This window comes from Desulfosarcina ovata subsp. ovata (assembly GCF_009689005.1).
Taxonomy (GTDB): Bacteria; Desulfobacterota; Desulfobacteria; order Desulfobacterales; family Desulfosarcinaceae; genus Desulfosarcina; species Desulfosarcina ovata.
Genome location: NZ_AP021879.1, coordinates 1,544,627 through 1,571,176 on the forward strand (window position 1 = coordinate 1,544,627; position 26,550 = coordinate 1,571,176).

The window sequence follows — 26,550 nt, forward strand, 5'->3', positions numbered from 1 at the left end:
TCGTGTCAAACCAAGGGATACGAATGCTGACCGATGACCGGGCACCGCGCCCGGGGAAGGGTTTCGGGAGAAGGAGCACGGAGCTTTAATGGGAATGCCCCGATCAGGGCAAAAATGCGGTTGCTGAAATCATCAGGGCCGCTCCCAGGGAGATGGTATCCAAACGGGAAAAGGTCAGATCGGGAAGGGTCCGGTAATCGCTGTAGCAACGCGCCTGCATGGCCGCGGCCAGTTCATCCGCTCCTAGGAAAACGCGCCGGAACAATGGGATCGTGGCGTGCATCAGGCGGGCCAACGGATTTTTACGCCGGTCGATGCATCGGGCGCGCTGGGCCTCGGCCATTTCAGCCGCCTGAAACAGGATCAGGGGCAAAAAGCGCACCACCAGCCCCACCATGGTGGCCGCCATGCGCGAATTGACTCCGGGCACCGGCGTCAGAAACCAGACCAGGGCCGCACGAATATGGGCAACTCGCGTGGTGGCCACCAGCAGGATTCCCATGACCACGACCAGGAAAAGGCGCCAGCAAACCATGCCGGCCTCGCCTATTGACCCCATGGAAACCACCGGTATCCAGCTGCCGGAAAAACGGACCGCGCGAGCAATAAAAACAACCACCAGAAGATAAAGGAAGTAACGGGTTTCCGCGATCAGCCGCGAAATGGAGAGCCCGGCACCGCGGCCCAGCAGCCCCAGGGTAAGGGAGAGCAGCCCCAGGAAAACAATATTACCCTTGAGGCAAACACCCCCCAGCAGGATCAGCAGCATCTGCTTGGTCCGGGGATCTAAGCGGTGAAGCACTGATCGGCCAGGCGTGAAACCGAAGCTGGTCAGTTCACCCATGGACGGATACCTTTGCCCAGCTGCACGGAACAGGGCGGACGGATGCCATGCCGGGCAATCCCGCCGATCACCGCTTCGGGGCGGCCGTCGTCAACCACCCTGCCCTCGGCCATGACCACCAACCGCCGGGCATGGGCGATGATCTTTTCCAGGTCGTGGGTGGTGATAATAATGGTGTGTCCGCGCCGATCCAGGTCGAGGATCTGTTCCAGCACCCTACTGGTGGCCGGATAGTCCAGATTGGAAAAGGGCTCGTCCATGAGCAGCACCTGCGGCTCCATAGCCAAGACACCGGCAATGGCCAGGCGACGCTTCTGACCGCCGGAAAGATGGTGAGGCCGTTTGTTCTCCAGCCCCACAAGATCGACGGCGGCCAGGGCCCGGTTCACCCGGCGGTCGATCTCCGGCCGGTCCAGGCCCAGGTTTTCCGGACCAAAGGCGGCGTCGTCGTATACTGTTTCGCCGACAATCTGACTGTCGGCATCCTGGAAAACCATGCCCACGGCTTTGCGGGCGGCCAGGGGATCTTTCTTCACCGAATGGCCGAACACCCGCACTGATCCATGCTGGGCCGTCAACAGGCCGTTGAGGTGGCGCAAAAGGGTTGTCTTTCCCGAGCCATTGGCGCCGGCGACCACGGTCAGTTCGCCCTGCTGGAAGGCCAGGCTGACGTCGTCCAGCGCCAGGGTCCCATCGGCAAAACGGTGAGTCAGGTGATCGGTCTGGATAACGGTGGCCATCGATTTTATCCGGCGACCCGCACGGGATCGGTGGCCCCGTCGATAATCGGACGCAAGGATCGGGCAATGGGAATCGCGGCGGCAATTTTAAGGGCATCGCCGATCAGGAACGGCAGCATGCCCACGGCCGCCGCCTTGGACAGGCTCATGCCCGTAACCACCTTGAGCCAAGGCACCCCAAACGCGTAAATGGCTACGGTGCCGGCCAGCATGGCCAACACATCCACCACCACCCGGCCGCGGCCTTTCTCGGCAATGATGCCGACCACGTAAGCGGCAGCGCCAAATCCAAAAAGGTATCCGCCGGTGGGACCGACAAATTTTCCGATACCACCGGTACCACCGGCAAAAACCGGTAAGCCCACAGCACCGGCCAGAAGGTAGACGCCGATGCTGATCAGCCCCCAGCGGCCGCCCAGGAGCAGGCCGGCCAGCATGACAAACAGGTTCTGCAGAACAATCGGCACCGGCCCGATGGGAATGGCGATGTAGGCACCGGCCGCGGTCAAAGCGGCCATGAGCGAGGCGTAGATCATGCGTTTCAGCTGCAGGGCGGAGGATTCCATAATTGGTGTTCTCCAGTTTGATATGGTTTTCTAAATCCGATAAGCGGTCAACACGACAGGGGAAACAGGAACCTCAGCGATGGAAACAATCTCCGTAAATCACGGTCTGGCGGGTTCCGTCGTCCTGCTGCAGAATCAGCCCCCCCTGGGCGTCCAGATCCACAGCCGTTCCCTCGACCTTCTCCTTGAATGTAAACACACACACCCGTTGACCGAGGGTGGCATTGCTCTCCCGCCACTGTCCGATGACCTTTTCGGCATCGAAAGCGGCGATGCGCGTTTCGAACCGCTCCAGAAAGGCCAGCAGGATCTCCCGGCGGGGGACCGGCCGGCCGAGCAGGCCTTTCAGCGATATGGCGACGGCTTCTTCGGTCTCCGGGGCGTTGTTGACATTGAGGCCGATACCAATGGCCATATGGTCCACATGGTCCCCCTCGGTGTTCATTTGTGAGAGAATGCCGCAGATCTTTTGCTGGCCGACCAGGATGTCGTTGGGCCATTTGAGGCGCGCATCCACCTTGTGGATCTCGCGCATTACGGCGGCCATGTCGATGGCTGCCGCCAGGTTGACCAGGCCCGCCTGCATAAGGGGCATGGCCGCTGGCTTGATAACGACGGTGAAAAAGAGGCCGCCGTCGGCCGAAAGCCAGGTACGCTGCATGCGCCCGCGGCCGTGGGTCTGGCGTTCGGCAACGGCAACGGTGAAGTCAGGGCACCCCTGGCGCGCCAAATTGACGGCTTCGTCCATGGTGGAGGTGGTTTCTGGGAAATAGTGAATCTGCGCCTGGCGCGCCCCGAACGCCCATGGCATCAGGCTGTCCGGATCCGGGGGCAGCCGGTAACCGTTGGGTGTGGTCTCAATGGGCGTGCCCTGCCGGACCAGCCCCTGGATGTGTTTCCAGATCGATACCCGACTGATGCCCAGCCGGGCACTGAGGACCTCACCGGAAACCACATCGCCGCTCTCTTTTAAAATGGTGGTGATCTTCTCTTTGGGGGTCATCTGGTTAACCTTTCGACAAAGACTGGTTAACCCGATTGGTCAACAGAAGTCAATAGAGCAATGGAGGGCAAACAGATTGTCTCTGCCCTTAAAGGACGCTGAGCAGCCTTTCGTGGATATTGTCAAACCCGCCATTGGACATGATCAGAATCACGTCACCCGGTTTTGATGAGTGCTGCAGATCATTGATGATGTCATCGGTATCATCAAAATGAGTGGTATCCTTGCCCCTTTTCTTCAGGTCGACAACCAGCTGATGGCTGGAAAACCGCTCGCCTTCGGGCACCTTTTGGAGCATGGAAGGGGTACGGATGCAGATGCGGTCGGCAGCATCGAAAACCGTGGCATAATCGTTCTGAAACACCTTGCGCATGCTGGAATTGGTGCGTGGTTCAAAAACGGCAACTAGCCGGCTCTTGGAAAAATGGGTTTTCACCGCCTGAACCGTTTCCCTGACGGCAGTGGGATGATGGGCAAAATCGTCCACAACCGTGATCCCGTTTTTTTCTCCCCGAATCTCCTGGCGCCGCTTAACGCCGGAAAATCGCGCCAAGGCACCGGCAATCTGATCCGGCGTCACCCCCAGGTCATCGGCCACCGCCACAGCAGCCAGGGTGTTTTTGAGGTTGTGCGCACCGATCAGCCGGTTCTGAAAACGGCCATACGGCTTTCCCCCTTTGAGTATCCGGAAATGGGTCAGCGGCGCCTCGACCCGGATTTCATCCAAACGCCAATCGGAATCGTCCCCTAGGCCGTAGGATTGGCGCCGGCAGCCGGCCTGGGCCGCCAATGCAATCACATCGGGATTGTCGTCCGCGCTGACCAGGAGGGCATTAGATTTGAAGATGGAAACAAAACGCCCGAACGCCTCGCGAACGTGATCCAGGTCCCGATAGATGTCGGCATGATCAAATTCTACACTGGTCAAAACAGCGGCATCCGGGGTATAGTGAAGAAACTTGGGTCCTTTGTCAAAAAACGCAGTGTCGTACTCATCCGCCTCAATCACCATACAGTTCCCTTCTCCGCTGCGGTAATTGCTGTTGAAATCGGGCAGAATGCCACCGATGATAAACGAAGGATCCCGGCCGGCCCAATAGAGAATCCAGGCCAAAAGCGCCGACGTGGTCGTTTTGCCATGGGTTCCCGCTACCAGCAACTGGCGCTTTCCGGCCGCGGCAAACCGGTTCACCGCCTGGGGCATGGAGCAGTAACACAGGCCCATCTGTCCAATGGCAACCACCTCGGCGTTGTCCCTGGAGACGGCATTGCCCACCACCACCAGATCCGGTCGGTAGGCAAGGTGGGAAGGATCGAATCCGTTCATTACCGCAATCCCCTTTTCCGCAAGGAATCGGCTCATGGGCGGATAGACGTTGTTGTCCGAACCGGTCACCTGGTACCCTTTTGCTTTGAGCAGACAGGCCAGCGCGCCCATGGCGGTGCCACAGACAGCGATCAGGTGGATGGTCGTCACCTTGTCCGGGATGCGGTTGTTTTCCGGCAAAACCATAACCACAGTGTCCTTTGATCTAATAATGAGAGAATTACTTTCCCTGGCGGGCTTTCGTATAGCGCCACAATACCTTTTTTACAGAGGAATCACAAGCAATCCCGCCAGACTTGAGGGACCGCAAAAACGTTCTGGCCACATCGAAACGACTTTTATCGGAGAGTGACCATGAGCTTATCAGAATAAAGGACTGTTGATCGACTCAATGTTGCCGATAACCCTTTTACCAGCCTGGCCATAAAGTCGGACCAGGGTGTTTTTGTCCACGACGCCAGCAGCGAATCACTGGTCGCGCCGGTAGGGGCAGCGATGTCGAAAGGGCAATAATCGATTAGAATATCAACAATTTGATTTGGCTCCGAACGGATGCATAGAATAATCTGGTGTCATTTCAGGCCGGAAGTGACCACTGCCGGCAGACTGAATGTGAAAACGATAGAATTATGAAAACAGATATTGTGGATACCCCCACACCGATTGATCACTTGAAGGCAATTTCGTCCTGGGTCTCTTCCGTACAGGACCTGGACAAGCTACTCCACCTGATTATTGAATCGGCCACCAATGTCGTGCGCGCAGAGGCCGCATCGCTGCTTCTGATGGACACCAAAACCAACACGCTTTATTTCAAAGTGGCCACCGGCACCAAGGGCAAGGAGGTCAAGGAGTTCAGGGTAAAGCTGGGTGAGGGTATCGCCGGCCATGTGGCGCAGACCGGACAAGCCCTGCTCATTGCCGATGCACAGCAGGACAGCCGATGGATGCGCACGATCAGCGATCGCATCGATTTTGAAACCCGTTCCATGGCCTGTGTGCCCCTGAAGATAAACGATCGCACCATCGGCGTGGTGCAGGTCATCAACAAACAGGACGACAGCCGGTTCAGCCAGGCGGATATGGATGTCCTCGAAGAATTTTCCAACCTTGCCGCTCTGGCCATCGGCAGTGCAAGGAGCCTCGAGCAGGTCCGCCAGGAAAATCAGGACCTGAAAAAAAAGTTAGGCGAAAAGCATCAAATCATCGGCAAAAGCTTAATCCTGGACAAGGTACTGAAAGATGCCCAGAAACTTTCACGAACCAAAACCACGGCCCTGATTCAAGGGGAAAGTGGAACCGGTAAGGAATTAGTGGCCCGCCTGATCCACCGCGAGAGTCCACGCAGGGACAAACCACTGGTGGTCCTCAACTGTGCCGCGCTTCCCGAACCGCTGCTCGAATCGGAACTGTTCGGCCATGAGAAAGGTGCCTTTACCGGAGCAACCAGCCGTAAAATTGGAAAATTTGAGGCTGCCCATGAAGGCAGTCTCTTTCTCGATGAGATCGGAGAAATGGCCCCGGGCATCCAGGCCAAACTGCTTCGGGTACTTCAGGAAGGGGTCTTTTATCGGGTCGGCGGCAACACACCGATTACCGTTGATGTTCGGGTGCTGTCAGCCACCAATAAAGACCTCAAAAAGGAGGTTGAAGAGGGAAATTTTCGTGAAGATCTGTTTTATCGGCTGAACGTCGTTCAGCTCGACACTCCCCCCCTGAGAGAGCGGCTTGAAGATGTTCCATTTTTGGTCAACCATTTTCTGGAGGTATTCAAAAAAGAAACCGGTCTGTTGAATCTGACCGTCTCCCAAGACGCCATGGATAAAATGACCCATTACGAATGGCCCGGAAATATTCGGGAACTGCGCAACGCTATTGAACGGGCGGTGGTTATGGGCGACGGCAAAACCATTCTGCCCGAAGATCTGCCCATTTCGGCATCCCTGCCCAAGTTTGCCGGTTTGCGGGTGGGACTCACCCTCGATGAAGCCCTCAATGAATTTAAAAAAGAGTTCATCCTGCTCAATCTGCAGCATACCGGCGGAAACAGAAGTAAAGCCGCAAAAATTATGGATATTCAACGAACCTATCTGTCACGGCTGATTACCCGCTACGGTATGCGGGATTTGGCCTGACCTCCCATCGTTTTTGGTATTGTTTAGACCTGTTTTAAATCACTCAAGACTTTTCCATAACCGCCGATAGTCGGTTTAAACCCACAATGCCGCCAATACGGACACAACAATTGGCATTTTAATTGCTTTGATTTTATCAAACAATTGAATCTGAGCAGACTTCTGCATCCTGGAGGAATCGCTATGACAGTCACCCGCTTGCACACCCGCACCACCAAAAAATTCAAGGCCTCAATGGCACCGAATGGCTATTACAGTGTGGAATTCGCTCTGGACCAACCGCATCCACTTTATCAGTTCAAAATCTGGCACAGTGAAACCAGCCCGATGTTTGTCGTGGTCAAAGAAAATTCGGCGGTACTTCCCAAGCTCAAGGCCGGCAGTGTCATGAACATGACGTATTACAGCAGTGATACTCAGTGCCCCAAAAAGCAGATCGAAACCCGAATTGGCCATATCAGTAACGAACGGGAAGGTCGTTTCGAAGGGCACTGTACGATTGATCTGGTTCCGGTAACCGGACCATCACCCCTTCAGAACTAAGGCCATTCAGGATCTGTTCAAAATGGGTACAATGAAGAAAAAGCTGACCGTTCTGATTTTTGACGCCACTGGCACGCCTGTTCGGCAAGCAGCCATTCCCCGGCTGCTGCTCCCCGTTGCAGCGGCACTTGGTTTGGCCCTAACATTCGGATTATACTGGGGCATTTCAGATTACTGCCGCCTAAAGGCAAAAACCCGAGATGCATTTCAGACCCAGGCCAACCTGCGCCTGCAGGAGGAAATGGTTGCTCAGCAGCGGGACCAACTGGCCGCTTTTGCTCAAAAAATTGACACCCTGGGCAAACAACTGGCCAATCTCCGTGAATTCGAAAACAAAATTCGCATCATCGCCAACCTTGATCCCAACGATGATGGCGAAAGCATGTTCGGCGTTGGCGGATCGGATCCGGATGACCTTGATGCCGAGTCGATAATAGAAATCGATTATCACGAAATGGTCAGGGACATGCACGCCCAGTTCAACGAAATCAGTGGACACGCAACCGTCCAACAGGACTCTTTTGCATCCATTTTCAACCAGCTTGAAGGCAAACGCAACCTGCTCGCGGCAACCCCATCCATTCGTCCGGTAAAAGGGTGGATAACCTCCCGATTCGGTCATCGAAAATCCCCCTTTACCGGCCGCCGGGAATTTCACCGCGGCCTTGATATCGCCACCCGGCATGGATCTGAAATCATCGCCCCTGCGGACGGTATCGTCACTTATTCCGCCAAGAAAGGCCTGATGGGCAATATGGTAACCATTGAGCACGGATTCGGGATGACCACCCGGTATGGCCACATTTCAAAATTATTGAAAAAGAAGGGTGAGCGGATCAAAAGAGGGGAAGTTATCGCCCTGGTGGGCAATACCGGTCGCAGCACCGGTCCACATCTTCATTACGAAGTCCGTATAAACGGGGTGAATGTCAATCCGATGAATTATTTCCTGAACTGACCGCAAAACAAGGCTACACAAAAGTAGACACTTGAATGGGTTGATCAATACAAAAAAAGACACGGAGTTTTAATTCCATGGTACCGGCGACACCAAAAAACAATACCAATACAAAAAAACGATCTCTTTTTATGTTTTTGGTGGTAGCACTCCTCATGGCTGGTTGCAGCGGTGCCACCCATGATCTGTACCGAAGCGCCGCCGGCAACGTCCATGCGGTGGTTCAGTCAGAGAGCCCGATCCCCATGAATCGAAATAATGATCGCGGGGTCAGGCTCCCGCTGTCGAGCCGGTCGTCGATGAACATCGATGTGGAATGTATTATCGATTATGTTCAGGGAGAATCCGAATTAACGCCCCAAGAGGAGTGGCAGCAAACGTCAACCCCCTGGGTCCGCTTCAACTTCACCTTCTGATCCAAGAGCAACCCTCCAAACAAAAAAAGCCCCATTTCCGGATCCGGAAAAGGGGCTTTTCGGTTTTCGATTCCTTAAAGCCGGGAAAAAACCGTTTCAGCGGCACTCAGGGTCTTGGCAATGGCCTGATCGTCATGGGCGGCGGACAGGAAAAGAGCTTCGAACTGGGACGGTGCCAGGTAGATTCCATTATCGAGCATCCCTTTGTAATAGACGGAAAACCGTTCCAGATTGGACCTCTTTGCATCCGCATAATTGTTCACCGGCTGTTCGGTGAAAAAGAGCCCCAGCATGCTCCCCACCCGTGCACAGGAGATGGGGATGCCCGCTTTATTTGCGGCGGCGGCCAGGCCATCCATCAGTCGCTTGGCGCGAGCCTCCAGCTTTTCATAGAAGCCCGGTGCGTTGAGCGCCTTCAACGTGGCAATCCCGGCTGCCATGGCCAATGGGTTGCCGGAAAGCGTACCGGCCTGGTAGACCGGCCCCATGGGGGCGACGTGTTCCATGATTTCCCGTCGTCCGCCGTATGCACCCACCGGCAGTCCGCCACCGATGATTTTGCCGAAACAGGAAAGATCCGGGGTTATCCCATAGCGTTCCTGGGCACCGCCCAGGGCGACCCGGAAGCCGCTCATCACCTCATCAAAGATAAGCAGCGCCCCATATTCTTGAGTGGTTTGGCGAAGGGTGTCAAGGAATGAAGCCACCGGGGGAACCAGCCCCATGTTGCCCGCGACGGGTTCGACGATGACACAGGCAATCTGATCGCCCTGCTGCTCCATCACGGTTCGGATCGCGTCGACATTGTTGTAAGGCAGGGAGAGGGTATGACCGATAAACTCGGCAGGCACCCCCGGGCTGCCGGGAATCTGCAGGGTGGCAACCCCCGATCCGGCTTCGACCAGCAGGGCATCGGCGTGCCCGTGGTAACAGCCGTCAAATTTTATGATCTTGTCCCTGCCGGTGTACCCCCGTGCCAGCCGGATGGCGCTCATGGTGGCCTCGGTTCCCGAATTGACCATGCGGACCATATCCACGGAAGGCACAGCGTCAACAATCAATTCGGCGAGTTCTATTTCGAGTTCCGTTGGTGCGCCATAGCTGGTTCCCTGCTCAAGCGCCGCGGAAAGGGCGGTGATGACCGCCGGATGCCGGTGACCCAGGATCATCGGCCCCCATGAACCGATGTAATCGATATATTTGTTACCGTCGGCATCAACCAACCGGCATCCGTCGGCCCGCTGAATGAACAGGGGGTCGATGCCCACGGATCGGCAGGCCCTGACCGGGCTGTTGACCCCACCGGGAATCAGTTTCTGGGCACGTTGGAACAGTTGGGAGGAAATATCCGTTTGCATGGACGACGTCCTTTCTTTATATAATGGTCTCGTCATTGATGGAGGCGAAACTACCAGAGCAAAATCATGAGGTCAAGCCGGCAACCCTACGGAACACCGACAGATGAAACATCGTCACCAGGTCGAAAAACTGGCCAAATTCCTTACCTATGTCCTCGGTCGGCAGCCGGATGAATTCGGTCTGATACCCGACACCAAAGGATATGTTAAAATCAAGGACCTGATGAAAGCCCTAAACGAAGAAGCCGGCTGGCGCCATGTCCGGAAAAGCCATATCCACGAAGTCCTCTGCACGGCTGCCTTGCAATCATTGGAAGCGGAAGGCAATCAAATCCGCGCCGTCGACCGCACCCATCTCATCCTGCCGGATCATGCCCAGGGCACTCCGAAGCTGCTTTACCATCCCGTTCGCCGCAGAGGGTATGCGGTGATTCTGGAGAAGGGGATCCGCGCCGGCCATTGTGATCCGCGAATCGTACTGGCCCGCGAAATATCCATGGCCGAGCGTTTGGGCCGCCGCATCGATCCGGCACCGGTGATCCTAACGGTGAACACCGACCATTTAAAAAGCACCGGCGCCGCTCTCTTCTGCTTCGGCAACCAATTGATGCTCACCGACACCCTACCAGTAGGCAGTTTCAGCGGGCCGCCACTGCCGGAAAAACGGGACCCCGGGAAAATGTCTGACACCGCCGTGGCGCCGGCCCGGCCGAAGACACCAGGCAGCTATTTTATGGATATCTCATCCGCTTCGTCCCCCCCTAAAAATGCTTCGAAACGGACGGAAAAGCAGAAGAACAGGTGGAAACGGGACCGTAAGCACAAAAGTAGAACCGGTGACGGCCGCTGGCCCGGCAAATAGCCGGATCGTTTTTATGCCACCGCAAAAAACAGATTGACAAACCGAATTCAGGCTATTATAAAGCGCTTTTGTTTCACGGACTTGAAAGAGGGCCGTTAGCTCAACTAGGCAGAGCACCTGACTCTTAATCAGTAGGTTGAAGGTTCGATTCCTTCACGGCCCACCAAAAAGATATTAAGCGAAATCGGTTGTTTATACCGATTTCGCTTTTTTGTTTTTTAGGGGGGCTTTATTTAAAAAATGACAAGGAAATGACAAGGTGGGCGACCTTGTGATCGAACGGATATTCAACCTACCATTTCAAGGTTCTTTGATGCCCCAAAAAGTGGGGGGACGTATACAGAAACCACTACAGAGATTACTACAGAAACAACAACAACCACCGAAGCGGCGGCTGTCGATCTTAAAAATCGTTTTCCAGAATCCATCCGCTCCCGCATCCCCAGGATTTACCAGGACCACAGGGACGTGTTGGCAAGCATCGACACGTATCTAAAAACCCACGGCAAGTCGTACGTCGCTGCCGAGCTCGAATATGCCACCCACAATTCGACCAAAAATGGCGGATTTCCCGCATTCCTGAAGCGTTCGCTGGAAAATGGCTGGGGCACCGAGGACCTGAAGGTTCGGCAGGCAGCCCAAAAGGAGCAACGTATTCTGGAGCGCCGGCAGAAGGAAAGAGACCTTGAAGCGCTACGCGCCGAACAGGAACTCCTGGCTGATATCGAAAAGTGGGATCGAAAGATTGACCAGAAAGTTCAAGAAACCCTCGAGTGTATCTCCCCAACTGAGCTGAACCGCTTCAAAACCGATGCCTGGGAACAGGCCGAAAAGAAAACACCCAGTCTTAAAGGCCAGACAAGCCAGGTGTTGGCAGCGGCAAAGGAAAAGCTGTCCACCCTGGTCATGACCGCCAAGTACAGCAAGCTTGCCGATGCCGATCTGAAGGAAGCCATCGAAACCATTGAGCGGGCTGCCGAAGTCAAGAAAGGCGCCAAGGTGATCCGCCTGCGTAAAAAGGCGTGACAAGGATCGCATCTTCCTATTGACAAATTATTATCAGATGATAACAAGAGGTAGGTATGGGAACCGATACCGTAGGTGAATTTGGACCGCTTGACACGCTCCTTAACCTGGATGGCGAAGTTTTCATGATGGATGACGGCTATTGGGTCAAGTTCGAAGCGAAGAGCGTCACTCCATCGCCTGCCATTCCCCATGGGATGCGGTATTCGTTGACCTTGCATGACAGAAACAATGTCCGCGTGGTGGGATTCGACAACGCTCATGCGATCAGGACGAAGGGCCGGAAACGGTTTTCCGGACGCAAAGTGACCTGGGACCACAAACACCACATGGACAAGGTTGAACCGTACGAATTTGAGTCTGCTGGCCAACTTCTCGATGATTTCTGGAAGGCTGTTGATCAGCAGACCGGGGGATGAAGCTATGAAAAAGAGTGTGATGAAAATCGGCATCCTGTCGAAAGACGACTACCGCAAACGGACCATTGCCATTGCCAAGGGTGAATACAAACCGAAAAAGAACGAGCCCACGGTCTGGTTCGAATCCATGGAGTCCCTGGGGCAGGTCCTGAGCGGGCAGAATCAGCGGCTTTTACGGATTATCCGGGACAGTGCTCCTGACTCTCTGACAGAACTCGAAAAGGCATCCGGCCGAAAAAAATCCAACCTGTCAAGGACGCTGAAGACCCTTTCAAATTACGGCATCGTGGATCTTGTTCGGGAAAAAGGAACGGTCCGGCCGGTGGTGAAGGCCACCGAGTTCAAGGTGGAGTTGAACATATAACGTAAATTCCGCACCCTAAACGGCGCCGAACAAATCCCCACCAGTCAATGGTTTGCGGCTTTTTTTATCCCACCACAACACCTGCACACGTGTACACCTCCAAAAGTGTGTAAAGGTTTTTTTTGACCATTTTTCGTGTTTTTTTGCGGAAAACATAACCAATTTATAGCACTTTTCGCTCATTTCGAATTCCGGTAACACACCTCACTGTTTAATCACGTATGCCCGTCGGTTTGTCTTCAAAAGCAACTTTAACACCATCTTTTAAGTTGTCATTTTTAGTGGCTTCATTTAAATAATATTTTTCGAAATTATCACATAATAACAAACTTGAAAGGTTGCATTGTGGATCAGCGTCAAGCAAAGGGAATCTGATTTTTCTGATTTTATGTGCAAAAAAACACCCATGCGGGGCCGGAGACAGCCAAATTTATCGACATAGATTTTTTCACCAAAATCCGCCCCACGCCGTCCACAAGTCCCCAGTATCACTAAAATCCCGCCAAATCCCACCAATTCCATTTTTCTTGGGTTATATGCAAATCAACAATCGTCTGGACGACATGGATGCTGATGCAATCATCCGCAACCTATGCGCAACCAAAGAAAAAAGGGGCAACCATTAAATGGCTAACCCCTTGATTTTATGGCGCGCCTGGAGGGATTCGAACCCCCGGCCTACGGATTCGAAGTCCGGCGCTCTATCCAGCTGAGCTACAGGCGCTCAAGTATGAAGGCCATTGCATGGGAATGTGGTGCAATGGCCTTTATTTTTATGGGGTGAGTGATGGGACTTGAACCCACGACCCTCAGGGCCACAACCTGATGCTCTGCCAACTGAGCTACACCCACCATAAGAAACGTTGACTATTAACAAATCTCCCTGCCCTTTTCAACCTAATTCTTTGATAGGTTGTTTTTTTATCGTTTCGGCTTCTGGACCGTGCCAGCAGCGGCTCATTTATCGAACGTGACTGGGTATTGACCCGTTTCGGCTTCTAATATACTATTCGGGATCTTACTCGACCATCGCATGAAAATGAGGTAATCGCTTGACCCAATTTCAGATATTCATCATCAGAGCCATTCTGGGCGCTGTTTTTGCCGTGGTTCTCTCACGACTGTTCTATCCCGACGCCAACCTGATCTATGTGGCCGGGCTGGGCGTCATTCTAGTGGGGCTGGCCTATTTTGCCGAGTACCTGCGCAACAAAAAAAAACAGCAACCCTGACCTACTGCCGGAGCCTATCGACTGTGAAACAGATTATTCTCGGCACTGCCGGGCACATTGACCATGGCAAGACCAGTCTGATCAAAGCCGTTACCGGAACCAATACCGACCGGCTCAAGGAGGAACAAAAACGCGGTATCACCATCGAACTGGGTTTTGCCTCTCTGGACCTGCCCAGTGGCCGCCACCTGGGGATCGTGGATGTTCCCGGTCATGAAAAATTTGTCAAAAACATGGTCGCCGGTGCAACGGGCATCGATATTGTCACCATGGTCATTGCCGCCGATGAGGGGGTCATGCCCCAGACCCGGGAGCACATGGAAATCTGCACCCTTCTGGGCATCAAGTACGGCCTGGTGGTGCTGACCAAGATTGATATGGTGGATGAAGAGTGGTTGGAACTGGTCACCGAAGATATCCGCGACTTCACCCGGGGAACGTTTCTGGAGGAAGCGCCCATCGTGCCGGTTTCGTCCATGAGCGGACAGGGCATCCCCCGGTTCATCGAAAAGCTGGACACCCTGAGCGAAAACGTACCCGAACGCGCCTCCAGCGGGCTGTTCCGGTTGCCGGTCGACCGGGTCTTCAGCATGAAGGGGTTCGGCACCGTCATAACCGGCACCCTGATTTCGGGGAAGATCAATGTCGGCGAAACCATCATGATCTACCCGAGCAAAATAACCTCCAAAGTTCGCGGCCTTCAGGTGCATAACCAGGGCCGCGAGATGGCCGAGGCCGGAATGCGCACGGCCATCAATTTCCAGGGGCTGGAAAAGGCGGCCATCAACCGCGGGGAAATTATCGCCAGGGAAAACACCCTGACGCCCAGCTACATGGTCGACCTCGAACTGCTCTATCTTTCCAGCAACAGAAAGCCCATGAAAAACCGGACCCAGGTGCGTTTTCACACCGGCACCAGTGAAACCATGGGCAACCTGATTTTGCTGGACCGCGAGGATCTGCTACCCGGGGACACCTGCCCGGCCCAGATCCGGTTGGACGAGCCGGTCAGCCTGATCCGCGACGACCGTTTCGTCATCCGCAGCTATTCACCGGTGCGCACCATCGGCGGCGGCAAGGTGCTCAACCCCATACCAGCCAAGCACAAGCGCTTTCAACAGGAGATCATCGACGGGCTGATGGACCTGGTGGAGTCCGACGCCAAAGCAATCATCGATTATCAGGCCCGCATGGCCGGTCCTGCCGGCGTAACCTTTGCCGATCTGCTGCTGATGACCAACCAGCCCGAAAAAGCCCTGACCACCACCACCGCCAATCTGCTCAACAGCCAGACCATTGTTCTGGTGGACAAGGACAACCGCACCTATGTCCATCTGGCCGTTTTTGATCAGCTCAAGACATTGAGCCATGATGTATTGGAGCAGTACCATCAGCGCAATCCACTAAAGCCCGGCATTTCCAAAGAGGAGCTGAAATCCAAATTTCCCCGGAAAGCCAATGCGAAGCTCTTTACCCAAGTTCTCAACCGCATGATCAAGGACCAGCAACTGGTCCTTGAGGACGACACGGTCCGGCTGGCCGCGCACACGGTCTCGCTGCAGGTCGACCAGGAGGTCGTGAAACAGCAGATCGCCGACATTTACCGGAAAAGCGGCCTGACGCCGCCCTATTTTCGCGAAATTACCGCCGACCTTGAGATGGATGCAAAATCCGCCCGCGGCGTCCTGGAACTGCTGATCGGTGAAGGGGTACTGATCAAGGTCAAGGAAGACCTTTATTATGACAGCCGGGTCATTGAAAAACTAAAGAAGAAACTGGTGGCCCATATCCTGGAAAAGGGGGAGATCTCGACGCCCGAGTTCAAGGATATGACTGGAGCTTCACGTAAATATGTGATACCGTTGATCGAACACTTCGACGCGACCAATGTTACCATCCGCGTGGGAGATATCCGGAAACTCAGAAAACGCCAATAAGACCGATCCGGCCGGACCGCCGGTCGGGCCAGTATGGAAGACGGAGCAGCCATGGGAAACAACGGGGACCGCGCCAAAGGTTTCGAATTCAAGAAGTTTGCCACACCGCGCATTATCGCCGGCGTCGCCATCGCCATTATCGTTCTGTGGGCCTTGGTTGTCATCTTCAGCTCACCGGTCCCAACCGCCCCCCCGGACAGCGCCGGAACGTCCCATGACACCCCCCTGAAAACAACATCGTCTGCTGAAACCAGCCATGTATCCTCGCCCCAGGCCGACGACCATGCGGCAACCGACACGACCCACGCCGGTACGGAAACCGAAGCAGATGGAGCTACGGCAAGTTCGCATCAGGCAGCCGCCGGTCATGTCACTGCATCTGCCGTTCCATCCACTGACAGTCATGGATCCACCAGCACAGCCAAGGCCGCCGACACCCACGCCACCGTTTCCAAGGATATGGTGACGCATTCGCAGCCGGCCACGACAGCACATAAAACCACCAGCCAAACGGCCGCCAAGCCGAGCCCCGTCAGCCACAGTGCGCTGCCGGCCACGGCCATTATGGCACCGATCCACAAACCGAAACCCAAGGGGGTCGCCTTTGTGGAAGCAGCCATCAAACCGCTCTATCAGGAGCTTGAGGAACGCTGGTGGGGGTGGCGACCCAACGACATTATCAACGTCACCGATAACATCAACAACTTTCAAATGGGCGTGCTGGAAGTGACCCGGCGGACCACCGTTGCCTTGGCCGAACGCATCTCCCGAACCGGAACCACCGACGCCTTTGACGAAAATCTCGAACAGGCCATGAACTGGTTCATGGTCAAAGCCACCAGCTACTGGTTCCCCTCAGCCGAATCCAAATACAAGGAGGGGCTGGAGGAATTGGAAACCTATCTTCAGAAGCTGGAAAAAGGTAAGGCCACCTTTTATATTCGTACCGACAACCTGATTCCGCTGCTCTCCTCCTTCGAGGACCTGCTCGGCAGCTGCGATGAGAATTTGGTCAAACAGGCCAATGAAGACGGCTCGCCGGTCAGTTTTTTCGCCGTGGACGACTATTTCTTTTATACCCAGGGGGTGGCCAGCTCCATGGCCACGGTTTTGGAAGCCGTTCACCATGATTTTCTGCTGACCCTGGAATCACGCAATGCCACTGAACTGCTGCACCATGCCATCCTCTCCTGTCAACGGGCTGCGGCAATCCAACCGTGGATCATCCTGGACCGCGACCTGAGCAGCATATTGGCCAATCACCGGGCCAATATGGCCGCTCCCATCAGCCATGCCCGGTTTTACCTGGGGCAATTGATCAAGACCTTGTCCACCTGACCATCTGGTTCCTGGCACCGGAAAGAGGAAAACAACATTCAACGTCCCGTCAGCTTGAAATTGTAAGCTGACGGGGCGTTCATTTACGGTTGCAGATAAACGTTTTGCAGCAGGTGCCCGGTGATCCACCAACCAGAGCGGCCGGTTACCGCAAAATAATCCGCGCATCGGCGATCACGCAGGCCTCTTTCGCGCAGAGCACCGGGTTGAGGTCGATGGAGGCGATCCGGTCCTCGATTCCCATCACCAAGGCGGAAAACAACAACAGCGTGTGGGTCAATTTCTCCATATTCACCGGGTCGGCACCACGGTATCCTTTAAGGAGTTTTCCTCCCGTCAGTGAATCCACCATGGCGCCGACATCCGGCGCGGAGAGCGGGGCCATGCGGATGGCCACATCCTGGTAAATCTCCACCCCGGTACCGCCCAGCCCCAACAGGATCACCGGGCCGAACTGGGCATCCACCTTAGCCCCCACAATCAGCTCCAGCCCCCTGGCCATCTTCTCCAAATGGATGCCGGCAAATCCCTCAATCCGGCTGAAGCGCGCAAACACATCCTTTAGAGCCGCGTCGGAGTCAATGCCCACGGCCACCCCACCGACCTCGGATTTATGCAGTACCGCCGGTGACACCACCTTGGCCACCAGGGGATAACCGAGCTCGGCGGCGCTTTTCGCAGCCGCTTCCAATTGCGTCGCGTAACGGAAGTCCGGTACATCCAGCCCGACCTCACGCATGATCCGTTTGGCATCCGGTTCCAGCACCCACCCCCGATCGGCGGACGCCGATAAAATGGTCTGTATTACAGGCGAAAGCATTGCTGATATCTCCTCATTCCCTCAAGCATCATCACCGCGCCATCGATCGAATCGGAGACCGGGACGCCGTTCAATTCAAATCCCTCGATAAAGGCCTGGTATTTGGCCATATGCGGGATGTAGGCGACCAGCGGACGAACGCGTTTTTTAGACGGGTTACTCACCTTGGCACCGATATCGATGGAAACCCCGGTGGAATAGGGCAGCACCAGCATGAGAAACGCATCGAACTCGGGAAGATTGGTCATCTCATCGTAAACGGCGACAAAATCCTCGTCAATGGCGCTGGCCGTCAGGTCAACCGGGTTGTTGATCGCCGCGATGTCCCGCACGGAGGGCGAAAGGCGCTGGTAGATCCGTTTGCGGACCGCTTCGGGAATCTCCGGCAGACCGAACCCCCTGGCGGCACACATATCGGTGGCGGCAGCGCCATGGCCACCGCTGATGGTGATGATGCCGACGTTACGCTCAATGTTGCGGGGGTAACTGTTCAGTACTTTGCAATAGGAGAGGATCTCGTATTCGTTTTGCGCTTCGATAATTCCATGTTGGGCGAACACTTCGGAAAACACCTTGTAATCGCCGGCAATGGACGCAGTGTGGCTGCTCACTGCCCGGCTGCCTGCTGCACTCTTCCCCGATTTGTTCACCACCACCGGTTTTCCGATACAGGTTGCCGCCTCGACAAAGGCGCGGCCTTCGTTTTCTGCGAACCCCTCGATATAAAGAGTGATCACCTTTGTCTCGGGGTCATCCTTGAGATAGTTGAGCAGGTCGATCTCTCTCAATACGGCCTTATTGCCGATACTGATGGCCTGGCTGACGCCGATGCCATGTTTTGAAAACTTCACCAGCAGGTCGACCAGGAAGGCACCGCTCTGGCTGATGATGGCCACCCCGCCCGGTTTGGGAATTTCCATTCGCTCACTGGGCAGAATGAAGGTATCGACTTTACCGGGAGAAAACAGGCCCAGGCAGTTTGGCCCGATAATGGGGAAATCCGCCGCTTTGGCCACCTCAGCCACCTGATTCTGAAGATCCGCATTCCCGGTTTCCGCAAATCCGCCGGACACGATAATGGCCCCCCCGACGTCAAGGTCGATGCAGGCGTTGACAACATCCAAGGTGTACTTTGCCCGTACGGCGACAACCACTAAGTCAATGGAATCGGGAACGGCAGCCAGGCTGTTGTATACCGGCACCCCGTGTATTTCTCCGCCACGGTTGTTAACGGCATAGACATCCACCGGATAACGAAACTGCAATTTCTTGAAGATGACGTTGGCCGGGTGATTGTCATTGGTGATGGAAACCCCGACAACGGCCACGCGTTCGGGTTTTAGTAACCGGTCAAGATTCATTTTTGGTTTTCCTTACCCTGGGATGGTTGGACCGCGAATAAAGCCTACTCCCTCGCGATCTTCCGGCGGTATACTTTTTCGAGTTCGACAATTGTGGTTGAGAACCCCCTCAGGTGGAGGGCCATTTCTGCGGCTGCGCGCGGCGCGTCCCCGGCCTTGACGGCATCGATGACTGCCCGGTGATCCCCGGGACCGTGCAACGAATCAGGGTCCGGAACCGCGTTCATGACCACTTCCGCAGTAATCTTGAGTATTGATCGGACAATGGCCTCGAAAAACAGGTTGCCACAAATATCGGCCAGCACTTTATGCACGGCGGTAAGCCGGGCGATCCGATCGGTCAGCGATTTGAATTCAATATACTCACCCGCTTCGGCCTCCTCAATCCGTTTGAGATGGGACGGGTTGAAACTGAGGGCAGCCAGCCTGGCCACCTCAGGTTCGATAAAAAGCCGCACCTGGGAAACCTCAGCCATGGAGAGCGTGTTGGTCTGGAAAAGATCCAGGAACGCATTGCCCACATGACTGAGCGTCAGGTCGGTGACATAAGCGCCGCCCCCATGCCCCTGCCGGATGGCAAGAAACCCGCTCAGTTCGAGCATCCGGATGGCTTCGCGGATCACCCCCCGGCTGACCTGGAATTCGGCTGTCAGTTCACGTTCGGACGGCAATTTGCTGCCGGATTGGAACTTTCCTGAAAGGATGGCGCCCTTCAGCTGAGAAAACACGTCTTCAGAAGCTCTGGAGGTTTTGATCGGGATAAAAAAACCCATGGAGTTCCTTCCTTTTTTTTATTGATAAATTTTATTCAGATTTTATCATTGACATCAAACATTAGACCATATAATGATTGGAATAGTCAATAACTATATGGCCAATTATTCATGAACATAATTCATATTATGATTTTCAAAAGGATTACTGGGAGGACCACGACCGTAAGGTCTGATGTTGGGTTCGATCATCACAACCATTATTCATTTCCACAACCGGACCGGACGTCGTCTTGAGACGCTGCCGGGCCAGAATGAAAGGAGTTCCACATGAAGTACAAATTGATGATTGTTTTGACCGCCTTTGCCTTTTTCATCGGAACCGCAGCAGTTCACGCAGGCCCTGTGGAATTCAAGTTCGCCCACTTCATCAATCCCATCGAACCCGGACCTGAGTCGGGACAGTGGATTGAAAAAGAAGTCAACGAGAAGATCGGCGACAAGGTCAATGCCAAATTTTTCCACTCCGGGCAAATGGGCAGCGCCATCGAGATCATCAAGAAAGTTCGTATGGGCGTTCTGCAGGGAGCCTACCTGACCGGCAACTACGCCCCCGAACTCAATGACAAGTTCGGTATCGGCACCCTGGCCTACTGCATGGATTCCTATGAAAAATGGGAGGCCCTGCTGGCCGATGACGCCCTGCGCACCGAGTTGTTCACCTGCCTGAAAAACAAAGGCCTGCTGGTTCTGGATCTTTGCTATTTCGGACGCTACGGCATTGCCAGTACCAAACCGTTTAAGACCCTCGAAGAACTCAGACCACTGAAGATGCGCACCACCCAGGCGCGCTACCCCCTGGCCTTCTGGAACGCCCTAGGCATGAATCCCCTGCCCATGGCCTGGGCAGATGTTTTCCCGGGACTGAAACAAGGCGTTGTGGATGGAACGGATCAGACCGTCAACGTCATGCGTATGCGCCTGACCGATGTCTGCCAATACTATACCCACACCCGTCACATGGTGGGGCTCTTCTTCTTCCTGGTGAATGACAAGTGGTGGAACAAACTCGATGAAGACACTCGCAATGGCTTGGGCACGATTATCTCCGCCAACCTGGCCAAGGCCCGTGAGCAAAGCAAACAGCTGACCATCGAAGGCGACAAGGTACTCAAGGAAAAAGGCATCGTCGTGACCGAGCTGGCTCCGGAGGAGATGGCCAAGTTTAAAGAGAAGGAGATGGTCGTCTGGAAACAGTTCGAGGGTGATATCGGCAAAGCTTGGCTGAACAAAATCAAGGCTCTTACCGCATCCATAGAATAACAAAAAACCCGCATCGGATGAAAAACAGGGACGTCTGCAAGGGTTGCAGGCGCCCCCCGTCGCGGGTATCGATAACGTCTTCAATGGCAAGCGCCATAGTCGTCCCCAACAATTGTTTTGCCAATTTTTTTGATCTTTATATACTTAATATTAACGTGTTAATTTTCTATATGATATTTTTAAACGTGTAAGTATTTAAGGGGTTTTGTTTTTCATCGATCCTGGATTTAGGCGAACAGCCGTTTGGGAATTGTCATACCAGAAGAATTAACCTTTTTTACCGTTAAGGAGTATCGCCATGGCCATGAAGGATGTGTTACGATTATCTGCTGCGAGAGTTCCAAACAAAACCGCGTTGATCCTCGATGAAAAGTCCCTTACCTACGCGCAATTAAATCAGCGGGTTAATCAGTTGGCGAGCGCCATGCTCAAAATGGACCTCAAACACGGCGATCGCGTTGCCGTTCTGGTTCACAATTGTATTGAATATTTTGAAATTTATATGGCGTTGTGCAAAATTGGTGGGGTTATGGTGCCGATCAACAATTTGCTGAAAATGAATGAATTGCAGCGCGATTTATCATACATTGCTCCGCGTTTTATTTTTTTTGCCGAAGAATTCAGTAGTAAAGTGGACAAACTAAAGGAAGAGATCGATTCGCTGGAAAAATCGATTTGCATTGGTGATGCGTCCCTACCCGATCACCATCGCTATGAAGCTCTTTTCGAGGGTCAAAGTGACACTGAACCGGATGTTGCCGTCAATGACGATGACCTGATGAGCATCTTTCTGACTTCCGGTACCACCGGCAATCCCAAAGGTGCCATGCGGACCCATCGCCACAACTACCTCAACGCACTTTCCGGTTCCATTGAGATGAGCCTGCAGCCGGATGACCGGGTTCTGCTTCTCTTTCCATTCTACCATGTAACGCTGGAAGACCGCTTGTGTCATTTTCTCAGGGGCAATACCATCGTCCTGCGCCGCGAGGGCAATTTCGATCCTCAGGATGTGCTCTCTCTTCTATCGCGGCACCGCATCACGATCTGCCAGTTTGTTCCCACGATGATCAACACCCTGCTTCAGGGCGATCATATTGAGCAGTACGATTTAAGCGCCCTGCGTCTGGCGCTTTATGCTGCGTCTCCAATGCCGGTCAACCTTCTCAAACAGGCCCTGAAACGGATGGATTGCGGTTTCATGCAATTTTTCGGACAAACCGAAACCGGTCCCATGACAACGGTTCTGCGGCCAGCGGATCATCTTGATAACAGTGAAATCGGAATGCAGCGCCTGGCCTCGTGCGGACGTCCGGCGGCTCTTTTTGAAGCCCGGCTGGTCGACGATTACGACCAGGAGATCCCTGTCGGTCAAGTCGGAGAATTGGTCGTTCGCGGAGAACCGATGACCGTCGGGTATTGGCAGCTACCGGAAGAAACGGATAAATTGATAAAAGGCGGATGGCTGCACACGGGTGACTATGCCCGCCTGGATGAGGAAGGGTTTATCTATATCGTCGACCGGAAAAATGATATGATCATCAGCGGAGGGAAAAATATCTATCCCCGCGAAGTCGAGGAAGTTCTTTACGGCCACCCGGCGGTGCTGGAGGCAACGGTTATCGGCGTTCCGGATGACCACTGGGGAGAAGCCGTTAAAGCTGTTGTCGCGTTGAAACCGGATGTCGCGGCCACTGCGGAAGAACTGATTGCCTACTGTAAGGAAAATATGGCAAGCTATAAAAAGCCAAAAACAATCGAGTTCATGAACGATCTCCCCAAAAGCCCAACCGGTAAAATACTCAAACGCGTATTACGCGATGAGTTTTGGAAAGACCGTGATCGCATGGTTTGATCGGTTGGTAAAAAGTATAGCGCTTAAGATAATGTTTTTGGCAAGGCCGGAGGGAGGAAGTCGTATGGTAATACTGCGACGACCGATAACGCCGCCCAAAAACATTATCTTGAATGCTATAGCTGGACACGATCCAATGCACACACCGCATCGGTAAGCAAATAGCGTGTTTGCGTCCAATGGTCCGCTCACGCCCGCAAGCGCAGGCGGACCGCCTTGAAAAAGGAGCTGTTATGAAGGCCGTTATTGCCGTTATCGATCGCCTGGAACGCTGGGGCATCCTGGTCAGTTTCGCCATCTGCCTGGTGGCCCTGACCATCAGCATCGCCACCCGCTATATCTTCCAGCGCCCGCTCACCTGGCCCGACGAGTTGACCACCTACCTGTTCATGCTGATGACGTTCCTGGGGGCCAGCGCCTCCATCAAAAACGATCTGGAACTCAAAGTCGATGCCATCTACATGGCGTTTCCCAGCCTGCGCTTCCTTTTGGACCTGTTCCTCAACCTGGTGCGCATGGCGGCGGGGGGCACCTTTGTCTACGCGGGCGTCCAGTTCATGCAGATCGAAATCGAAATGGAAACCGTGACCCCCATCCTGCAGATCCCGACCAGCATTATCGCCGGCATGCTTCCCTTTTTCGGGATTCTGCTGGTCATCCGTTCCCTTGAGTGTCTGCGCCAGTTGATTTTCGAACGCGGAAAGAAAGGACGTTAGATCATGGAATCGATCATTATGCTCGCCATCCTGTTCGGATTGCTCCTTTTGCGCATTCCCATCTACATCTGTCTTTACTTCACCGGCGTCCTGGGGCTGTGGATTTTCACTAGCATGGATTTCATGTTCGTGGCCCAGACCGTGCTGAAGAAAATCGACAACTTCTCGCTGATCTGCATTCCCTTTTTCATCTTCATGGGTTCGGTCATGGTCCGCGGCCAGTCGGCCACCCGCCTGGTGCAGTTTGCCTGGAAGTTCGTTTCCTGGCTGCCCGGGGGGCTGGGCATCACCTCGGTCATCTCCTCGGGCGTCTTCGGCGCCATCAGCGGATCGGCCATCTCCACTGTAGTCACCATCGGCGGCGTCATCTTCCCCCACATGGACAAGTACAAGTATCCCAAGGCCTTTTCCGTGGGCCTGGTCACCGCCGCCTCCATTCTGGGCATCATCATCCCGCCCAGTATCATCATGATCATCTGTGCGCTCACCGCCGGTGAGTCCGTGGTGCGCCTCTTTGCCGCCGGCTACCTGCCCGGGGCGCTGATCATGCTGATGCTCTCCCTGTACGCCTGGTGGGAATCCCATCGCAAGGGCCTGGGCCGCGAGGCCCTGGAACGCTTCGATTTCAAGGGACTTCTCGACGCCGGCAAGAAGGCCTTCTTCGCCATTTTGATCATCTTCGTGCTCTTTGGCGGCATCTATTCCGGCGCCTTCACCGTCACCGAGGCATCGGTGGTGGCCTGCGTGCTGGTACTGATTGTCGAGATGGCCATTTACCGGGCGATCAAACTGTCCGATCTGAAGGAACTGCTTATCTCGACCGGCGTGGTCAGCGGGGCACTGGTGATCACCGTTTCCGGCGCGGGCGTCATTTCCGAGTACATCATCTTGCAGCAAATTCCCCAGAAACTGCTCGAACTGGCCATGGCCCACATCCCCAACCCATCGCTGTTTCTGATCTTTACCTGCATCGTGCTTTTGATCGTGGGCACATTCATGGACCAGATCGGCGCGATCATGATCCTGGTGCCGATCATGATGCCCATCGCCCGGCACATGGGCATCGATCCGATTCACTACTGCCTGTTGTTCAGCGTCGGGCTTGGTATCGGCTACATCACCCCGCCCCTGGGACTTTTGCTTTACACGGCTCAGGCGGTGACGCGGGTCAGCTTCGTGCAGATCACCCGGGCGATTACCCCGGCCCTGCTCATTTATATCGTGGCCCTTTTCGTATTGGCCTTTGTCCCCTGGCTGACCACGTTCGTCCCCGATCTGATTTTGGGACCCAGGTAACCGGGAACGCCATTGAAAGAAAGGAATTTAAGACCAACCTGTTAAAAAATGCATATAATGCTATCAGCGATAAAAAAGGGCCCGCAGCCGTCATCGGTTGCAGGCCCTTATTCCTTTAAAGACCGAGGGATCCTCATGTCAAAAACGCCGGACGATTATTCAAGTGCTTGAATGAAAACATCGGCAACATGCTCCAACAACCGCATCCCCTGTGCGGTCAGCCGAACCCGCCTGGATGCCAACTGGATCAATCCACCATCGATCAGCGGCACCATCGCCTTCCTGAAGTAATCAAAAAAATCAATTGCGAATCGCTGCCTGAAATCCACCGTATCGATACCGTCGGTCTGGCGCAGACCAAGGTAGATGGCTTCGATCAGCTGCTGGTCGCGGGTCAGGCGCTCCTTCTCCGCCACCGGTAGCCGGCCGGCCGCAACATCGGCCAGGTAAGCCGCAAGATTCCGGTGGTTCCACCACCGACACTGATCCAGAAAACTGTGAGCCGCCGGCCCGAAGCCGAGATAAGGTACGAAATTCCAGTATTTGCGATTGTGGCGTGAGCGAAGGTCGATTCCCTTCCCCGGATCTTGACGGGCAAAATTGGAAATCTCGTACTGCCGGTACCCGTGGTCGTCCAGCCATTTGCACGTGAACACGAAAAGATCGCCGACCACGGCTTCGTCCGGAGAAGGGATCCGTCCCTGGTTCACGCGGTCGGCCAGCGGGGTTCCCGGCTCCAGGGTCAGGGTGTAGCAGGAGAGATGCTCACTTTTAAGGCGGGTCACATCGGCCAGCTCCGCCCGCCATGCTTCCCGGCTCTGGCCGGGAATGCCGTAAATCAGGTCCAGGCCAACATTGTCGAATCCCGCCTGCCGTGCCCACCGGTAGGTATTGCGCGCCTGCTCGGCGGTATGGATGCGGCCGAGAAAACCAAGGGTCCGGTCATTGGTGGATTGTAGACCGATGTTCAGGCGATTGATGCCGGCGTTACGGAAACCGTGCAACGAATCCAGACTGACCGTTCCCGGATTGACCTCCAGGGTCACTTCCGAATCGGGCATCATATTGAATGCATCATGGACGGCGCCCAGAATACGTTCGATCTGGCCGGGCGTCAGGATTGACGGGGTACCGCCGCCGAAATAGACCGTATCGGCCGATGGCACCCGGCCACGCCGGCGTTTCAGTTCTTTTAACAGCGCATCGACAAAATTCGGTATGCGGTCGCTGTCCGTAACCGAGTAGAAATCGCAATAGGGGCATTTGGCCCGGCAGAACGGCACATGGATATAAATTCCTGCAGGGGCGGTATCTGTACCAAGTGCGGCCTGCGTATCCGTTGCGCGTTCATTTTGCATGCAAGCATTCTGTCGGGGCGACCGGCCGGTGGCCCCGACA

At 54.6% G+C, this 26,550-nt stretch carries 25 protein-coding genes and 3 tRNA genes; 16 read left to right on the plus strand and 12 right to left on the minus strand.

The features are described 5' to 3' along the window. Positions 1-103: 103 nt before the first annotated feature. The 5 genes from GN112_RS06880 to mpl form a co-directional block, all read right to left on the minus strand. Positions 104-844: an energy-coupling factor transporter transmembrane component T family protein gene (locus GN112_RS06880; protein WP_155309525.1), complete on the minus strand. Its 741-nt coding sequence runs from the start codon at positions 842-844 to the stop codon at positions 104-106. Continuing rightward, positions 832-1,584, minus strand: a complete 753-nt coding sequence (locus GN112_RS06885; RefSeq protein WP_155309526.1) for an energy-coupling factor ABC transporter ATP-binding protein — start codon at positions 1,582-1,584, stop codon at positions 832-834. The genes GN112_RS06880 and GN112_RS06885 overlap by 13 nt, the downstream gene beginning before the upstream one ends. Before the next feature lie 5 nt (positions 1,585-1,589). Beyond that, positions 1,590-2,150 (minus strand): biotin transporter BioY, encoded by a 561-nt coding sequence (locus GN112_RS06890; RefSeq protein WP_155309527.1) that lies wholly within the window; start codon positions 2,148-2,150, stop codon positions 1,590-1,592. 73 nt (positions 2,151-2,223) lie between these two features. After that, positions 2,224-3,153, minus strand: coding sequence for a biotin--[acetyl-CoA-carboxylase] ligase (locus GN112_RS06895; RefSeq protein ID WP_155309528.1), 930 nt, complete (start codon positions 3,151-3,153; stop codon positions 2,224-2,226). An 88-nt stretch (positions 3,154-3,241) separates the two neighbouring features. Then, the gene (gene mpl / locus GN112_RS06900; protein ID WP_155309529.1) at positions 3,242-4,666 is read right to left on the minus strand and encodes a UDP-N-acetylmuramate:L-alanyl-gamma-D-glutamyl-meso-diaminopimelate ligase; all 1,425 of its coding nucleotides are present in this window, start codon (positions 4,664-4,666) and stop codon (positions 3,242-3,244) included. Between the two features lie 443 nt (positions 4,667-5,109). On the opposite strand from mpl, the gene GN112_RS06905 reads away from it, so the two are divergent. The 4 genes from GN112_RS06905 (at position 5,110) to GN112_RS06920 (ending at position 8,532) form a co-directional block, all read left to right on the plus strand. After that, positions 5,110-6,615, plus strand: a complete 1,506-nt coding sequence (locus GN112_RS06905; protein ID WP_155309530.1) for a sigma-54 interaction domain-containing protein — start codon at positions 5,110-5,112, stop codon at positions 6,613-6,615. A gap of 183 nt (positions 6,616-6,798) precedes the next feature. Then, positions 6,799-7,158 (plus strand): hypothetical protein, encoded by a 360-nt coding sequence (locus GN112_RS06910; protein ID WP_155309531.1) that lies wholly within the window; start codon positions 6,799-6,801, stop codon positions 7,156-7,158. 22 nt (positions 7,159-7,180) lie between these two features. Continuing rightward, positions 7,181-8,116, plus strand: a complete 936-nt coding sequence (locus tag GN112_RS06915; protein ID WP_155309532.1) for a M23 family metallopeptidase — start codon at positions 7,181-7,183, stop codon at positions 8,114-8,116. A 155-nt stretch (positions 8,117-8,271) separates the two neighbouring features. Next, positions 8,272-8,532 (plus strand): hypothetical protein, encoded by a 261-nt coding sequence (locus tag GN112_RS06920; RefSeq protein WP_155309533.1) that lies wholly within the window; start codon positions 8,272-8,274, stop codon positions 8,530-8,532. Between the two features lie 74 nt (positions 8,533-8,606). On the opposite strand, the gene hemL is transcribed toward GN112_RS06920, so the two are convergent. After that, a complete protein-coding gene (gene hemL, locus GN112_RS06925; RefSeq protein WP_155309534.1) occupies positions 8,607-9,890 on the minus strand; it encodes a glutamate-1-semialdehyde 2,1-aminomutase in 1,284 nt (427 codons plus the stop codon). Between the two features lie 103 nt (positions 9,891-9,993). Between hemL and GN112_RS06930 the strand changes: the two genes are divergently transcribed. From GN112_RS06930 to GN112_RS06950, 5 genes are all read left to right on the plus strand, one after another. Next, positions 9,994-10,752 (plus strand): RNA 2'-phosphotransferase, encoded by a 759-nt coding sequence (locus GN112_RS06930; RefSeq protein WP_155309535.1) that lies wholly within the window; start codon positions 9,994-9,996, stop codon positions 10,750-10,752. 89 nt (positions 10,753-10,841) lie between these two features. Beyond that, positions 10,842-10,918 (plus strand) — tRNA-Lys (locus GN112_RS06935). Positions 10,919-11,220: 302 nt separating this feature from the next. Next, a complete protein-coding gene (locus GN112_RS06940; protein ID WP_155309536.1) occupies positions 11,221-11,778 on the plus strand; it encodes a hypothetical protein in 558 nt (185 codons plus the stop codon). 56 nt (positions 11,779-11,834) lie between these two features. Further along, positions 11,835-12,197 (plus strand): toxin-antitoxin system TumE family protein, encoded by a 363-nt coding sequence (locus tag GN112_RS06945; RefSeq protein WP_155309537.1) that lies wholly within the window; start codon positions 11,835-11,837, stop codon positions 12,195-12,197. Between the two features lie 4 nt (positions 12,198-12,201). Continuing rightward, positions 12,202-12,561: an HVO_A0114 family putative DNA-binding protein gene (locus GN112_RS06950; RefSeq protein ID WP_155309538.1), complete on the plus strand. Its 360-nt coding sequence runs from the start codon at positions 12,202-12,204 to the stop codon at positions 12,559-12,561. Between the two features lie 647 nt (positions 12,562-13,208). On the opposite strand, the gene GN112_RS06955 is transcribed toward GN112_RS06950, so the two are convergent. Together GN112_RS06955 and GN112_RS06960 are read right to left on the minus strand one after the other, a co-directional pair. Continuing rightward, positions 13,209-13,285, minus strand: a tRNA-Arg gene (locus GN112_RS06955). A gap of 52 nt (positions 13,286-13,337) precedes the next feature. Next, a tRNA-His gene (locus GN112_RS06960) sits at positions 13,338-13,413 on the minus strand. Positions 13,414-13,613: 200 nt separating this feature from the next. Between GN112_RS06960 and GN112_RS06965 the strand changes: the two genes are divergently transcribed. Genes GN112_RS06965 through GN112_RS06975 form a run of 3 tightly spaced genes read left to right on the plus strand, consistent with a single transcriptional unit; the run spans position 13,614 to position 17,068 of the window. Then, a complete protein-coding gene (locus tag GN112_RS06965; RefSeq protein WP_155309539.1) occupies positions 13,614-13,793 on the plus strand; it encodes a hypothetical protein in 180 nt (59 codons plus the stop codon). A gap of 23 nt (positions 13,794-13,816) precedes the next feature. Further along, a complete protein-coding gene (gene selB, locus GN112_RS06970) occupies positions 13,817-15,730 on the plus strand; it encodes a selenocysteine-specific translation elongation factor (protein WP_155309540.1) in 1,914 nt (637 codons plus the stop codon). Between the two features lie 51 nt (positions 15,731-15,781). Next, positions 15,782-17,068, plus strand: a complete 1,287-nt coding sequence (locus GN112_RS06975) for a DUF2333 family protein (RefSeq protein ID WP_162458817.1) — start codon at positions 15,782-15,784, stop codon at positions 17,066-17,068. Between the two features lie 145 nt (positions 17,069-17,213). Here GN112_RS06975 and GN112_RS06980 read toward each other — a convergent pair whose 3' ends face one another. The 3 genes from GN112_RS06980 to GN112_RS06990 are packed head-to-tail and all read right to left on the minus strand — an operon-like array spanning position 17,214 to position 20,022. Continuing rightward, positions 17,214-17,888 carry an acetate--CoA ligase family protein gene (locus GN112_RS06980; protein ID WP_155309542.1) on the minus strand — a complete coding sequence of 225 codons (675 nt, stop codon included), beginning with the start codon at positions 17,886-17,888 and terminating at the stop codon, positions 17,214-17,216. Then, positions 17,873-19,249, minus strand: a complete 1,377-nt coding sequence (locus GN112_RS06985) for a CoA-binding protein (RefSeq protein WP_155309543.1) — start codon at positions 19,247-19,249, stop codon at positions 17,873-17,875. Before GN112_RS06985 ends, GN112_RS06980 begins: the two co-directional genes overlap by 16 nt. A 44-nt stretch (positions 19,250-19,293) precedes the next feature. Continuing rightward, a complete protein-coding gene (locus GN112_RS06990; protein ID WP_155309544.1) occupies positions 19,294-20,022 on the minus strand; it encodes a FadR/GntR family transcriptional regulator in 729 nt (242 codons plus the stop codon). A gap of 270 nt (positions 20,023-20,292) precedes the next feature. Between GN112_RS06990 and GN112_RS06995 the strand changes: the two genes are divergently transcribed. The 4 genes from GN112_RS06995 to GN112_RS07010 all read left to right on the plus strand — a co-directional run bounded on the left by GN112_RS06995 (position 20,293) and on the right by GN112_RS07010 (position 25,152). Further along, complete coding sequence (locus GN112_RS06995) at positions 20,293-21,285, plus strand: TRAP transporter substrate-binding protein (protein ID WP_155309545.1); 993 nt, start codon at positions 20,293-20,295, stop codon at positions 21,283-21,285. Positions 21,286-21,583: 298 nt separating this feature from the next. Beyond that, entirely contained in the window at positions 21,584-23,140 is a 1,557-nt protein-coding gene (locus GN112_RS07000; protein ID WP_155309546.1) for a long-chain-fatty-acid--CoA ligase, read from the plus strand. 233 nt (positions 23,141-23,373) lie between these two features. After that, positions 23,374-23,856: a TRAP transporter small permease gene (locus GN112_RS07005; RefSeq protein WP_162458818.1), complete on the plus strand. Its 483-nt coding sequence runs from the start codon at positions 23,374-23,376 to the stop codon at positions 23,854-23,856. A 3-nt stretch (positions 23,857-23,859) separates the two neighbouring features. Next, positions 23,860-25,152 carry a TRAP transporter large permease gene (locus GN112_RS07010; protein WP_155309548.1) on the plus strand — a complete coding sequence of 431 codons (1,293 nt, stop codon included), beginning with the start codon at positions 23,860-23,862 and terminating at the stop codon, positions 25,150-25,152. A gap of 155 nt (positions 25,153-25,307) precedes the next feature. Here the strand turns inward: GN112_RS07010 and hemW are convergent, their stop codons facing one another. Continuing rightward, positions 25,308-26,510: a radical SAM family heme chaperone HemW gene (hemW, locus tag GN112_RS07015; protein WP_155309549.1), complete on the minus strand. Its 1,203-nt coding sequence runs from the start codon at positions 26,508-26,510 to the stop codon at positions 25,308-25,310. Positions 26,511-26,550 lie beyond the last annotated feature (40 nt).